This is a genomic window from Microbulbifer sp. JSM ZJ756 (genome assembly GCF_044383805.1).
GTDB classification, from domain to species: Bacteria; Pseudomonadota; Gammaproteobacteria; order Pseudomonadales; family Cellvibrionaceae; genus Microbulbifer; species Microbulbifer zhoushanensis.
Genome location: NZ_JBISER010000002.1, coordinates 369,076 through 381,791 on the forward strand (window position 1 = coordinate 369,076; position 12,716 = coordinate 381,791).

Annotated in this window: 10 protein-coding genes and 2 tRNA genes; 10 read left to right on the forward strand and 2 right to left on the reverse strand. The window is 62.2% G+C overall.

Annotated features, from left to right (window positions below; translation table 11 throughout):
- Positions 1–23: 23 nt before the first annotated feature.
- The 3 genes from ACH6CX_RS05635 to ACH6CX_RS05645 all read left to right on the forward strand — a co-directional run bounded on the left by ACH6CX_RS05635 (position 24) and on the right by ACH6CX_RS05645 (position 3,697).
- The gene (locus tag ACH6CX_RS05635; protein WP_237063711.1) at positions 24–743 is read left to right on the forward strand and encodes an NAD-dependent epimerase/dehydratase family protein; all 720 of its coding nucleotides are present in this window, start codon (positions 24–26) and stop codon (positions 741–743) included.
- Complete coding sequence (locus ACH6CX_RS05640; RefSeq protein ID WP_237063709.1) at positions 740–1,630, forward strand: glycosyltransferase family 4 protein; 891 nt, start codon at positions 740–742, stop codon at positions 1,628–1,630. Before ACH6CX_RS05635 ends, ACH6CX_RS05640 begins: the two co-directional genes overlap by 4 nt.
- Before the next feature lie 117 nt (positions 1,631–1,747).
- Positions 1,748–3,697 carry a polysaccharide biosynthesis protein gene (locus ACH6CX_RS05645; RefSeq protein WP_237063707.1) on the forward strand — a complete coding sequence of 650 codons (1,950 nt, stop codon included), beginning with the start codon at positions 1,748–1,750 and terminating at the stop codon, positions 3,695–3,697.
- 633 nt (positions 3,698–4,330) lie between these two features.
- On the opposite strand, the gene ACH6CX_RS05650 is transcribed toward ACH6CX_RS05645, so the two are convergent.
- Positions 4,331–4,406 (reverse strand) — tRNA-Asn (locus ACH6CX_RS05650).
- A gap of 258 nt (positions 4,407–4,664) precedes the next feature.
- Here ACH6CX_RS05650 and uvrB point away from each other — a divergent pair.
- Complete coding sequence (gene uvrB, locus ACH6CX_RS05655) at positions 4,665–6,671, forward strand: excinuclease ABC subunit UvrB (RefSeq protein ID WP_237063705.1); 2,007 nt, start codon at positions 4,665–4,667, stop codon at positions 6,669–6,671.
- Positions 6,672–6,685: 14 nt separating this feature from the next.
- Here uvrB and ACH6CX_RS05660 read toward each other — a convergent pair whose 3' ends face one another.
- Positions 6,686–7,729, reverse strand: coding sequence for a DMT family transporter (locus ACH6CX_RS05660; RefSeq protein ID WP_396675121.1), 1,044 nt, complete (start codon positions 7,727–7,729; stop codon positions 6,686–6,688).
- Positions 7,730–7,961: 232 nt separating this feature from the next.
- On the opposite strand from ACH6CX_RS05660, the gene ACH6CX_RS05665 reads away from it, so the two are divergent.
- From ACH6CX_RS05665 to pheS, 6 genes are all read left to right on the forward strand, one after another.
- Positions 7,962–8,038 (forward strand) — tRNA-Val (locus tag ACH6CX_RS05665).
- A 134-nt stretch (positions 8,039–8,172) separates the two neighbouring features.
- The gene (thrS, locus tag ACH6CX_RS05670; RefSeq protein ID WP_232941765.1) at positions 8,173–10,113 is read left to right on the forward strand and encodes a threonine--tRNA ligase; all 1,941 of its coding nucleotides are present in this window, start codon (positions 8,173–8,175) and stop codon (positions 10,111–10,113) included.
- A gap of 27 nt (positions 10,114–10,140) precedes the next feature.
- Entirely contained in the window at positions 10,141–10,680 is a 540-nt protein-coding gene (gene infC, locus ACH6CX_RS05675) for a translation initiation factor IF-3 (RefSeq protein ID WP_233006741.1), read from the forward strand.
- A 138-nt stretch (positions 10,681–10,818) separates the two neighbouring features.
- Entirely contained in the window at positions 10,819–11,013 is a 195-nt protein-coding gene (gene rpmI, locus ACH6CX_RS05680) for a 50S ribosomal protein L35 (RefSeq protein WP_091508623.1), read from the forward strand.
- A 36-nt stretch (positions 11,014–11,049) separates the two neighbouring features.
- Complete coding sequence (rplT, locus tag ACH6CX_RS05685) at positions 11,050–11,409, forward strand: 50S ribosomal protein L20 (RefSeq protein ID WP_073271297.1); 360 nt, start codon at positions 11,050–11,052, stop codon at positions 11,407–11,409.
- A 248-nt stretch (positions 11,410–11,657) separates the two neighbouring features.
- A complete protein-coding gene (gene pheS, locus ACH6CX_RS05690) occupies positions 11,658–12,671 on the forward strand; it encodes a phenylalanine--tRNA ligase subunit alpha (protein WP_232941767.1) in 1,014 nt (337 codons plus the stop codon).
- The last annotated feature ends 45 nt before the right edge of the window (positions 12,672–12,716 follow it).

Consider the following 12,716-nt stretch of genomic DNA (forward strand, 5'->3'; position numbering starts at 1 on the left):
CAACAATTAAACGAAGTAACTAAATGAGTCGTTGGGTCATTATCGGGGGCACCGGTTATATCGGTGCGGCACTCTGCCACCAGCTGGCCGAATCAGGGCTGCCGGTGGTGTCCGTCTCCCGCGCGCCGCAAGGAAACCCCTGCTGTGCGGGCAATGCCCTCTACACCCATCAATCCATTTCCCTGAGCCCGGGCACTGACCCGGGTTTTGTGTTTCAGCCCGGCGACCGGGTCATTTACGCCGCGGGCCTAGCGGATCGCCGCCAGTGCGAGCGCCAGCCAGGCCTGGCGCGCTGGCTCAACAGCGATTGCCCGCTCATCCTGCTGCAGGCCGCCGATGCCCGGGGGGCAGAGTCGTTTACCTACCTCTCCAGCGTCAAGGCCATGCGGCCGCCCCGGGGCGTGCTGGCAGATGAGGGCGCGGGGGAGCCGGCAGGTGACGCCTACGGGCGCAGCAAGTGGGATGGCGAGCGGCAGTTGCTTAACTTTAAGGCGGGCTCCCCGCTGAACAATATTCGCTCAAGGGCTGTCTACGGAGTTAGTGACGGCCGAGGGACAGCATTTAGCTCCCGTCGCCTCACCAGGCTGGTTCCCGGTCCGTTCGGGGCGCCGCGCGCATTGCCGCAGATGCGTGCCCTGCTTGAGCTGGATGCCAGTGAGCTCTATAGTGCGGCGCGCCTGCGCCGGGCACTGGCCTGGAAGGCGGAGCGACGATATAGCCAGTATTCGCGAGGTAACCTGTGACAGAGTGGATGGCGGAGTGGTGGCTGCCGCTGGCCCTGGCTGCAGTGGCCAGTTACGCGGTGACGGCGTTGATGCTGTCAGGAACCACGCGGCTTGCCATGGATGTGCCTAATCACCGCTCGATGCACGAGGCCCCGGTGCTGCGGACCGGCGGCTGGGCATTGCTGGTGGGGTGCGCGCTGGCGATTGGTGTGGCTCCCGTGGCACTGTCACCACTGGTTGCTGCTGCCTTCGGGGGGCTGTTGCTGATTTCGGTGATCGACGACTTCCGCCATGTCTCCGCGGCAATTCGCCTGCCGGTACATGTCATGGCGGTGGCACTGATTTTGCTGGATCTACACGCTGCACTTGCCTGGTGGTGGTACCCGCTTTTGCTGCTGGCGGGCGTGTGGATGGTGAACCTCTACAACTTTATGGATGGGATCGATGGGCTGGCCGGCAGTATGGCCGCCATCGGTTTTGGCTGCCTGGGCCTGCTGTGTGCCTGGCGCGCCGACTGGGGGTTGGCGGGCCTTTGTACAATTATCTTGGTTGTGGCACTGGTATTCCTGCGCTTTAACTGGCCACCGGCAACGATTTTCCTGGGGGATGCAGGTTCCACCTGTTTCGGCCTCGCTGTCGTGGCGGTGTCGCTGTTCGGTTGGCAGCGCGGTACTTTCGGCCTGCTGGCGCCGATCGTGGTTTTTGCCCCCTTCTGGGTGGATGCCACGCTTACGCTGGCCCGGCGGATGCTCAATGGCCAGCGCTGGTGGGAAGCGCATCGTGAGCACCTGTACCAACGTAGCGCACTGCGGATTGGGGTCCGCAAAACCCTCCACCGCCAGGTGGCCGCCATGCTAGCCGCGGCGCTATTCGCCCTGGGTCTGGCGATGCTGGGGCTGGCGTAGTCCATCAATGGTGAAAGCCTGCGAGGCTGTTCCCATGGTGGTGGGATTGATTAAGAAGAATGAAAAGGGCCCTGGTTATTACCGGGTATAGGGGGAAAGCTTGGAGCTGACAGACAAGTGAAGCGTTTATTGCGATCGGTACACAAAAACTACAAGCCGGCGTTGATGCTCCTGCACGATCTGGTGATGCTCAGTGTTGCTTTCATGGCGGCCATGTCGATCCGCCTGAGCGGGGTGGAATGGGCATTCGAGAGTGAGATGCTGATCTGCCTCGGGCTGACCCTGGCATCGAGCAGCTTTATTTTCCTGCGCCTCGGCCTCTACCGAACCGTTATCCGCTATATGGGCCAGCAGGCGCTGGTGGCCGTGCTGCAGGGGGTGACGGCCTCCGCGGTAGTACTGGCGGTTGCTTCCTACCTGACTTATGCCGGTGTGCCGCGCTCGGTACCGGTGATTTACTGGTGTTTCGCCCTGATTGCCGTGGGTGGGTCCCGCTGGCTGGTGCGTGTCTACTACCAGATGGCGATGGAGATCCATAAAACCCGCGTGGCCATTTATGGTGCGGGCACTGCCGGTCTGCAGCTGTACAAGGCACTGGTCCACGGCGAAATTTACAAGCCAGTGGCATTCTTTGACGATAATGCCTCCAAGCAGAAGACGCTGATCGACGGCGTACTGGTCTATAACCCGGCGAATATCCTCGATGTGGTAGCGGAGCGCGATATCTCCGAAGTGCTGCTGGCCATGCCCGGCGTGCCCAAGCGCCGCCGTCGCGAGATCACCCGGGCGCTGCGTGAGCGCGGGCTGGTGGTCAAGGTGATCCCGGGCCTCGAGGAGCTGGTTGATGGCGCCGGCCGCAGTTCCGACCTGTCGCAGATTTACGAGAACGTGCTGGGGCGCGCACCGGTGGAGCCGGAGAGTTCGCTGATCGCCTCCTCGATCAGTGGCAAGGTGGTGCTGGTAACCGGAGCCGGTGGCTCGATTGGCTCGGAATTGTGCCGGCAGATCGCCCACTGGCGGCCCGCGCACCTGGTCATGCTGGAGAACTCCGAGTATTCGCTCTACCAGATCGAGCGCGAGCTCTACCAGCAACAGCAGGACGAGGGCGACCCGATCATGGTCACGGCCCTGCTGGGTGATGTGCGCGACCGCGGCCGCATGGCCGAGATCATCGACAGCTTTTCCGTCCAGACCATCTACCACGCGGCGGCCTACAAGCATGTACCGCTGGTTGAGCAGAACGTGGTTCTGGGCACGGACAACAACGTGCTGGGCACCCTGTCGGTGCTTGAGGCGGCGGAGGCATGCGGTGTGGAGCAGTTCGTACTGGTATCCACCGACAAGGCCGTGCGGCCCACCAATGTGATGGGGGCCACCAAGCGGCTGGCGGAACTGATCTGCCAGGATTTTGGCCGTCGCTTCAGCAGGACACGTATCTGTATGGTCCGGTTCGGTAACGTGCTGGGCTCTTCCGGCTCGGTTATCCCGCTGTTTACCGACCAGATCAATGCCGGCGGGCCGGTGACGGTCACCCATCCCAAGGTAACGCGCTATTTCATGACCATTCCCGAGGCCGCGCAGCTGGTCCTGCAGGCCGGGAGTATGGGGCGCAATGGCGATGTATTCGTGCTCGATATGGGTGAGCCGGTGCGCATCTACGACCTGGCCCGCCGCCTGATCCAGATCATGGGACATACCGTGCGGGATGAGGAAAACACGGAAGGTGATATCGAGATCCAGATCACCGGCCTGCGCCCGGGCGAGAAACTCTATGAGGAATTGCTGCTGGGTGACAGCGTGTCCGGCACCGACCACCCCATGATCATGCGGGCTGAAGAGGAGCGCCTCGACAGCGAGCAGTTGCAGGCACTGATCGCCGATATGCGCGATGCCTGCAACCGCTATGACTGCACCGAGGTTCATCAGCTGCTGCAGCGCGCGGTCCGGGATTACAACCCGAGGCACAGCATGGTGGATGTGGTCTGGTCCAGGCAGCAGGGCGAGGCGCCGGTAACGAAGGGTGCCGAGGTGAAGTTGCTGCCGGTCAGTGGTGAGGCGGTGAAATAGGGCGGGTTGCCCACAGTCAGCTTCCAGGATTTACGAAAGCCTCCCGGTGGGAACCGGGAGGCTTTTTTATTGGTCCCCAGGCCCCTGGCGGGAGCACACGAGGTGCGCCCCTACGGTGAATCTGGGGCTGCGCTGCAGGCGGGTAGGGTGCAGTGAACGCAGCGCATCGCGCGGGTTCCGGGTGCGGTGCATTTCGCAGTGCTCAATGCACCCTACAAGTCGGGCCCTGCCGTAATCTTGTAAACCCTTTCTTCCCTGGTGCCGCTTGTAGGGGCGCACCTTGTGTGCACCCGGGGGCGTATCGGGCTCCTCCGGCCACCAATCACAGATTGGCGGCGTTCGGCCGCACGCGACGTGTCCGTCGCAAACACTTGCCTCACCCAACTGGGCTCTTCTCGCCCAGCGCATACTTGAAGGCCAAATACGAGAAAGGCCCTCAACTCTCGCTGAGGGGCCGCTGTCTATTTTTGGCTCCTCCGGCCGCCAATCATAGATTGGCGTCGTTCGGCTGCGTGCGACGTGTCCGTCGCAAACACTTGCCTCACCCAACTGGGCTCTTCTCGCCCAGCGCATACTTGAAGGCCAAATACGAGAAAGGCCCCTCAACTCTCGCTGAGGGGCCTTTCTCGTATTTGGCTCCGCCTGCTGGGCTCGAACCAGCGACCCATTGATTAACAGTCAATTGCTCTACCAACTGAGCTAAGGCGGAATATCTTGTCGGCCGTGCCGTTCAGATGGCGCGTATAGTATAGACGCCCCCCGGGTAGGTCAACCCCTTTTTTGAACTTTAACTTATTGATTTACCAGTATTTTAATTTTGACACCGGATTGTACAAAAACACGGCAGGATGGTGGTCAGGCGCTCAGTTCGACCATCATCGTAGATCCTGGCGCGGGGATTTGTGGCCGGCGAGTGGCTCGGCCTACAATCCGGGATTGCTTTAACAAGGTTCAGGCGAAGTAGTTTATGGAATCGCGTCCGTTTCAGGTTGTTTCTAAATACGAGCCCGCGGGGGACCAGCCGGTCGCTATCGACAGCCTGGTGGAGGGCATCGGCGACGGTCTCAGCCACCAGACCCTGCTGGGTGTGACCGGGTCCGGTAAGACATTCACCATGGCCAACATCGTCGAGCGCCTGCAGCGTCCCGCCATCGTGATGGCCCACAACAAGACCCTGGCGGCGCAGCTGTACGGCGAGTTCAAGGAGTTCTTCCCCAAGAACGCGGTGGAGTACTTCGTCTCCTACTACGACTACTACCAGCCGGAAGCCTATGTGCCGTCCTCCGACACCTTTATCGAGAAGGATGCCTCGGTCAACGAGCATATCGAGCAGATGCGGCTGTCCGCCACCAAGGCACTGATTGAGCGCCGGGATGTGATCGTGGTGGCAACGGTATCGGCCATCTACGGCCTGGGCGACCCGGACAAGTACCTGAAGATGGTGCTGCACCTGGACCGGGGCGACCTGGTGGACCAGCGCACCATCCTGCGCCGGCTGGCAGAGCTGCAGTACACCCGCAATGACACCGACTTCCGTCGCGCCACCTACCGGGTGCGGGGTGACGTGATCGATATCTACCCCGCGGACTCGGACCTGGAGGCGGTGCGCCTGTCCCTGTTCGACGAGGAGATCGAGGAGATCACGCTGTTCGATCCGCTGACCGGGGAAGTGTTCAAGAAGGTCCCGCGTATCACCATCTTCCCCAAGTCCCACTATGTGACGCCCAGGGAAACCATTGTCAGCGCCATCGACCAGATCAAGGAAGAGCTGCGGGTGCGCCTCAAGCAGCTGCGGGACAACGACAAGCTGCTCGAGGCCCAGCGCCTGGAGCAGCGCACCAAGTACGACCTGGAGATGATGCAGGAACTGGGCTACTGCAACGGCGTCGAGAACTATTCCCGCTACCTGTCCGGGCGCGATTCCGGCCAGCCGCCGCCCACGCTGTTCGACTACCTGCCGCACGATGCCCTGCTGTTTATCGACGAAAGCCATGTCACCGTGCCGCAGATCGGCGGCATGTACCGGGGCGACCGCTCGCGCAAGGAAACACTGGTGGAGTACGGCTTCCGCCTGCCGTCGGCGCTCGATAACCGGCCGCTGAAATTTGAGGAGTGGGAGCACCTGGCGCCGCAGACCGTATTCGTCTCGGCCACGCCCGGGCCCTACGAGGCGGAGCATGCGCAGGCGGTGGTGGAGCAGGTGGTGCGCCCCACCGGCCTGGTGGACCCGGTGGTGGAGGTGCGGCCGGCATCGACCCAGGTGGACGACTGCCTTTCCGAGATCCGCCGTTGCGCCGAGGCGGAGCAGCGGGTGCTGATTACCGTGCTGACCAAGCGCATGGCCGAGGACCTGACCGAATACCTGAGCGAGAACGGCGTGCGGGTGCGCTACCTGCACTCGGATATCGACACCGTGGAGCGGGTGGAGATTATTCGCGACCTGCGTATTGGTGAGTTCGATGTGCTGGTGGGCATTAACCTGCTGCGGGAAGGCCTGGATATGCCCGAGGTGTCGCTGGTGGCGATTTTCGATGCGGACAAGGAGGGCTTCCTGCGTTCCGACCGCTCCCTGATCCAGACCATTGGTCGCGCCGCCCGGAACCTGCAGGGCAGGGCGATCCTCTATGCCGACAAGGTCACCGACTCGATGCAGCGCGCGCTGGACGAGACCGAGCGCCGCCGCGAGAAGCAGCTCGCCCACAACGCGGAGCACGGCATCACGCCGCAGGGTATCCGCAAGAGTGTCGCCGATATCATGGAAGGCGCCATCGCCCCCGGGGTGCCCAGGGGGCGGCGCAAGGTGGCCGAAGGCAAGGGCAAGTACAAGGCCGGGCCCGAGCCGCTGTCGGACAAGGAGAAGTGGGCCAGGATCGAGGAGCTGGAAGAGCAGATGTACCAGCACGCCAAGAACCTGGAGTTCGAGTCCGCCGCGCGGCTGCGCGACGAGATCACTGCCCTGAAAGAGGCCGGTTGATCCGGGCGGGAGCGCTAGCCGGCGCTCCCGCGTCCCGGGTTCCCGCCTTCCGGTTTATTTTCCCCGGCCGCACTACCTGCAGTGGCCTTTTGCCTCGCCCCGGCGCTTGCCGGGCTGCTGCCGCTGCGGGATTTCAACAACAGCAGGCTGCCGATAATGATCGCCATGCCCAGCAGGTGCATGAGTGAGAAAGGTTCCCCCAGCACCCAGGCGGCCGCGACCAGGGTGACCACCGGCCCGGAACTGCCGATGGCGCCGGTACTGGCCGAGCCGATGCGCTCGATGGCGGCGCTCATCATCAGCGACGGTATCACCGTGCACAGGAAAGCCACCGCCAGGGCGTAGCCGTATACCTGCCACGGTTGTGCCAGCCTGTCCCAGCTCCCCTGTACCAGGAAATGAATGGCGATGGCGCCACTGGCCGCCAGCATGGCCAGGGCGGTGAACTGCCGGCTGCCGAGCCTGCGGATCGGTGCCTCGCTGAAAGTCACATAGAGCGCAAAGCAGAAAGCCGCGCCCAGGGTCAGCAGCGCGCCCCAGCTGGTGGCGCCCAGGCCGGTCCAGCCCGGCACGGCCTCGCCGGTGGAAAACTGCTGGTCCTGCCAGTAAATCAACAGGATGCCGGCGTAGGCGCCGAGAATGCACAGCAGCTGGCGCGGTTCGACCGGCTTGCCCAGCACCCACCAGCCCAGTACCAGCACCATGGTGGGGTACAGGTAGATGATCAGGCGCTCGAAGTTGGCGCTGATGTAGCGCAACCCCTGCAGGTCCAAGAAGCTCGCCATGTAATAGGCGCAGATGCCCAGGGCGATGGTCAGCGCCAGGGTGTGCCCGGGCACTGGCTGCCACTGCCCGCGGGTGCGCAGGCTGGCCAGGATCGCCAGGTAAAAGGGCAGGGCCAGCAGCATGCGCAGCAGGATAAAAGTTTCCACGTCCACGCCGTGGCGGTAGGCCAGCTTGATAAAGATGGCCTTGATCGAAAACAGTGCCGCGGCCAGGAAGGCGAGGGCATAGCCGTTGTCGAGCAGGTTGGGTCCTGTGGCTGGTCTGGCCGGCACGGCGGTTTCCTTGCGGGGTTGGATCGGGCCGGACATGCTACAGGTGATGTGCATGCAGCTACAGTAAGTGGCCATGCGGTGGGTATTTCCCGCAGCCCGGTAGCGGGAACCGTTTGCTGAATCGCGCGCCAGCTGGCGTAATAAATTTCTGGCATAAGTGTGTTGAAAAGCCCAAACCGTGGTGCTAAAGTTCGCGTCCTCTGCAGCGGGCACCCCCCGTTAGCAAGCCTCCAGACCCGTAGCTCAGTTGGTTAGAGCGCTGCCTTGACATGGCAGAGGTCAGCAGTTCAAATCTGCTCGGGTCTACCAGATTCTCTTCCCGGCGCCGAGGCGCCGGGTTTCCCTGGCCCACAGACAGGGCCAACTGCCCGCAAGGCAGACAGCCGACGGGCAGGTAATCACGCGGTCTTTCGTAGGGATCGCCACTGATAGAAGGACGTACAATGCCTGTTGTCACTCTTCCCGATGGTTCCCATCGCGTATTCTCTGACCCGGTTTCCGTACACGATGTTGCCGCCGATATCGGTCCCGGCCTGGCCAAGGCCGCGCTCGCCGGTGTTGTCGATGGCAAAGAGGTGGATACCAGTTATGTGATCCACCACGATACCCAGCTGGCCATTGTGACCGATCGCCAGCCGGAAGGGCTGGAGATCATCCGTCACTCCACCGCGCACCTGCTGGCCCAGGCGGTCAAGCAGCTGTACCCGGGCGCCCAGGTCACTATCGGCCCGGTGATCGAGGACGGCTTCTACTACGATTTCGCCTACGAGCGCCAGTTTACGCCGGAAGACCTGGAGAAGATCGAGAAGCGCATGGAGGAGCTGGCCAGGGAAGATATCCCGGTCAGCCGTCGCCTGATGCCCCGCGACGAGGCGGTGAAGCACTTCCGCGAAATCGGCGAGGAGTACAAGGCGCAGATTATTGCCGATATCCCCACCGACGAGGATATCTCCCTTTACCGCCAGGGCGACTTCGAAGACCTGTGCCGCGGGCCGCACGTGCCGTCCACCGGCAAGCTCAAGGCCTTCAAGCTGACCAAGGTGGCCGGGGCCTACTGGCGTGGTGACGCCAGCAACGAGATGCTGACCCGTGTCTACGGTACCGCCTGGGGCAACAAGAAAGACCTCAAGGCCTACCTGCACCGCATCGAGGAAGCCGAGAAGCGCGACCACCGCAAGCTGGCGAAGAAGTTCGATCTCTTCCATATTCAGGAAGAGGCACCGGGCATGGTGTTCTGGCACCCGAACGGCTGGACCATCTACAGCACCGTCGAGCAGTACATGCGCCAGCGCCAGCGCAAGGTGGGCTACAAAGAGATCAAGACCCCGCAGCTGGTGGACTTCAGCCTGTGGGAGAAGTCCGGCCACGCGGACAAGTTCGGTGACGACATGTTCTCGCTCACCAGCGAGGAGCGCCAGTTCGCGATCAAGCCGATGAACTGCCCCTGCCACGTGCAGGTGTTCAACCAGGGCCTGCGCAGCTACCGCGACCTGCCACTGCGCCTGGCGGAGTTCGGCTCCTGCCACCGCAGCGAGCCGTCCGGCTCCCTGCACGGCCTGATGCGGGTGCGCGGCTTCGTCCAGGACGATGGCCATATCTTCTGTACCGAGGACCAGATCCAGTCAGAAGTGTCCGATTTCATGGACCTGCTGCACTCCGTGTACCGGGATTTCGGCTTCGAGGAGGTGATTTACCGCCTCTCGACCCGCCCGGAGCAGCGCGTGGGTTCCGACGAGAGCTGGGACAAGGCCGAGAAGGCCCTGGCGCAGGCGCTGGACGAGGCCGGCCTGCCCTGGGAAGAGCTGCCGGGCGAGGGCGCCTTCTACGGGCCCAAGATCGAGTTCTCCCTGAAGGATTGCCTGGGCCGGGTGTGGCAGTGCGGCACCATCCAGGTGGACTTCTCCATGCCGGGCCGCTTGGACGCCCAGTATGTGGCGGAAGACGGTTCCCGCCAGACCCCGGTGATGCTGCACCGCGCCACCCTGGGGTCCTTCGAGCGCTTTATCGGTATCCTGATCGAGCACTACGAGGGGGCCTTCCCCACCTGGCTGGCACCCCAGCAGGTGGCGGTGATGAATATCACCGATCGCCAGGCCGATTACTGCCGTGACCTGGAGCAGCACCTGGGTGCCCTGAACTACCGTGCGGTCGCCGACTTGAGAAACGAGAAGATCGGTTTTAAAATCCGCGAGCACACATTACAGCGCGTTCCTTATCTGCTGGTGATCGGCGATAAGGAAGTAGAGAACCAGACGGTCGCCGTGCGGACGCGCAGCGGCGAGGACCTGGGAACCATGACTTTCGAGTCATTCCTGGAGATCCTCGAGCAGGACGTGAACCGCCGCGGCCGTACCTCTATTGAGGGCGAAGGTTCTGAGCACTGATTTCTTTGGTAACTGGAGACGATAGCTATTAAACGAGACAACAAGGGACGGTCCAAGAAGGCCCGCATTAATGATCAGATTGAGGCATCACAGGTACGCCTGATCGGCGCCGACGGCGAGCAGGTTGGCATTGTCACCCTCGAGGAAGCGCTGGAGAAAGCTCAGCAGGCCAATCTGGATCTCGTTGAAATTGCGCCGGACTCCGATCCGATAGTCTGTAAGATCATGGACTACGGTAAGCACATTTTTGAAGCCAAGAAGGCCAAAAATGCTGCCAAGAAGAAACAGAAGCAGCAGCAGATCAAAGAGATGAAGTTCCGCCCCGGTACCGATATCGGGGACTACCAGATCAAGCTGCGCAACCTGACCCGCTTCCTGGAAGCGGGTGACAAGGCGAAGATTTCCCTGCGCTTCCGCGGCCGCGAGATGGCCCACCAGGAGCTGGGGATGGAAATGATGCAGCGCATCGAGAAAGACCTCGAGGAGCTGGGCACGGTGGAGCAGCGGCCGAAGATGGAAGGCCGCCAGATGATCATGGTCATCGCACCGAGCAAAAAGAAGAAGTGAGTCGCGGCGGGTAACCGCCGGGCCTCCTCTCGGGAAGTGATTGGGCGACGGCTGCCTCCTCACTCCCGCAACGCCGCCGGCTCGCCGGCGGTTCTACGTTAAGCCTGTTCGCAGGTACAATTACTTTTGGAGTACAAAATGCCGAAAGCAAAGACCCATAGTGGCGCCGCCAAGCGCTTCAAGAAGACGGCTGCGGGCTACAAGCACAAGCACGCCAACAAGAGCCACATCCTCACCAAGATGACCACCAAGCGTAAGCGTCAGCTGCGCGGCACCACGACTATGAACAAGTCTGATGCCACCCTGGTCGATCGTATGCTGCGCGCCAAGTAATTGGCCCATCGCTAACAGGTTTAAGAGGATAGAGTTATGGCCCGTGTTAAACGTGGTGTAGAGGCGCGTCGTCGTCACAAGAAAATTCTGAAGCAGGCCAAGGGTTACTACGGTGCGCGTTCGCGCGTATTCCGCGTAGCCAAGCAGGCGGTGATCAAGGCCGGCCAGTACGCTTACCGTGACCGTCGTGTCAAGAAGCGTAACTTCCGCGCCCTGTGGATCACTCGTATCAACGCCCAGTCCCGTTCCGAGGGCCTGAGCTACAGCCGCCTGATTGCCGGCCTGAAAAAGGCTGACATCGCCCTGGACCGTCGTGTCCTGGCCGACCTGGCTGTATACGACAAAGCCGCTTTTGCTGCCGTAGTGGAAAAAGCCAAGGCAGCCCTGGCAGCTTAAGTAGCGTCTTTGAAAATAAGACGAGGGTACTGAAAGGATCGCATTGCGATCTTCCAGGTACCCGACAAAGTAGGGGAGGGCTGTTATGGCCCTCCCCTATTTTTTTGCCGGCTGATCTCCACTGGTGAGTACCAGGCCGGCGAGATTGTCCACATACATGGATATAATCACCCGCGCGTCGCCTATCCTTCACGGGGCGCAGGGCAGTTGCTTACGAAGAAAAATTGAAGTCAAACGGGAACGATTCAATGCAAGATTTGCAGTCCCTCACCGAACAGGCGCTGGACGCCGTGGCCAAGGCTGAAGACCTGGCCGGGCTGGACCAGGTGCGCGTCGATTACCTGGGCAAGAAGGGCCAGCTGACCGCGCTGCTGAAGGGCCTGGGCAAGCTTTCCGCCGAGGAACGCCCCGCCGCCGGTGCCAAGATCAACGAGGCCAAGCAGCAGGTGCAGGAGCAGATCAACGCCCGCCGCGCTGCGCTGGAAGAGGCCGCCATCAATGCCAAGCTGGCCGCCGAGACCATCGACGTGACCCTGCCGGGCCGCGGTGAAGAGCCCGGCAACGCCCACCCGGTAACCCGTACCCTGCGCCGCATCGAGAAACTGTTCGTGCGCCTGGGCTTTGCCGTGGAAGAGGGCCCGGAGATCGAGGACGACTACCACAACTTCGAGGCGCTCAATATTCCCGCGCACCACCCGGCGCGGGCGATGCACGACACCTTTTACATCGACCCGTCCACCGTGCTGCGCACCCACACCTCTCCGGTGCAGATCCGCACCATGGAGAAGGCGGCGCCGCCGATCCGTATTATCTGCCCGGGCCGCGTCTATCGCTGCGACTCGGACGTGACCCACTCCCCCATGTTCCACCAGGTGGAAGGCCTGGTGGTGGACAAGGGCGTCAGCTTCGCGCACCTGAAAGGCTGCGTGGACCAGTTCCTGAAGGCCTTTTTCGAGGCCGACGTCCCGGTGCGTTTCCGCCCGTCCTACTTCCCGTTCACCGAGCCCTCCGCCGAGGTGGACATCCAGTGCACCGCCTGTGGCGGCGAGGGCTGCCGCGTCTGCTCCGGCACCGGCTGGCTGGAAGTCATGGGCTGCGGCATGGTGCACCCGAACGTATTCGCCTCCTGCAACATCGACAGCGACGAGTACACCGGCTTTGCCTTCGGCATGGGCGTGGAGCGCCTGGCCATGCTGCGCTACGGCGTCAACGACCTGCGCCTGTTCTTCGACAACGACCTGCGCTTCCTCAAGCAGTTCTGACCGGGGCTTTACTCCCGGCCCACCCGTAGGAGCGGCCGCTGGCCG

Bases quoted from the DNA above. Each gene is read 5' to 3' on its own strand.
- ACH6CX_RS05635 (WP_237063711.1), top strand. From the start codon at position 24: ATGAGTCGTTGGGTCATTATCGGGGGCACCGGTTATATCGGTGCGGCA.
- uvrB (WP_237063705.1), top strand. From the start codon at position 4,665: ATGGAATCGCGTCCGTTTCAGGTTGTTTCTAAATACGAGCCCGCGGGG.
- thrS (WP_232941765.1), top strand. From the start codon at position 8,173: ATGCCTGTTGTCACTCTTCCCGATGGTTCCCATCGCGTATTCTCTGAC.
- rpmI (WP_091508623.1), top strand. From the start codon at position 10,819: ATGCCGAAAGCAAAGACCCATAGTGGCGCCGCCAAGCGCTTCAAGAAG.
- rplT (WP_073271297.1), top strand. From the start codon at position 11,050: ATGGCCCGTGTTAAACGTGGTGTAGAGGCGCGTCGTCGTCACAAGAAA.
- pheS (WP_232941767.1), top strand. From the start codon at position 11,658: ATGCAAGATTTGCAGTCCCTCACCGAACAGGCGCTGGACGCCGTGGCC.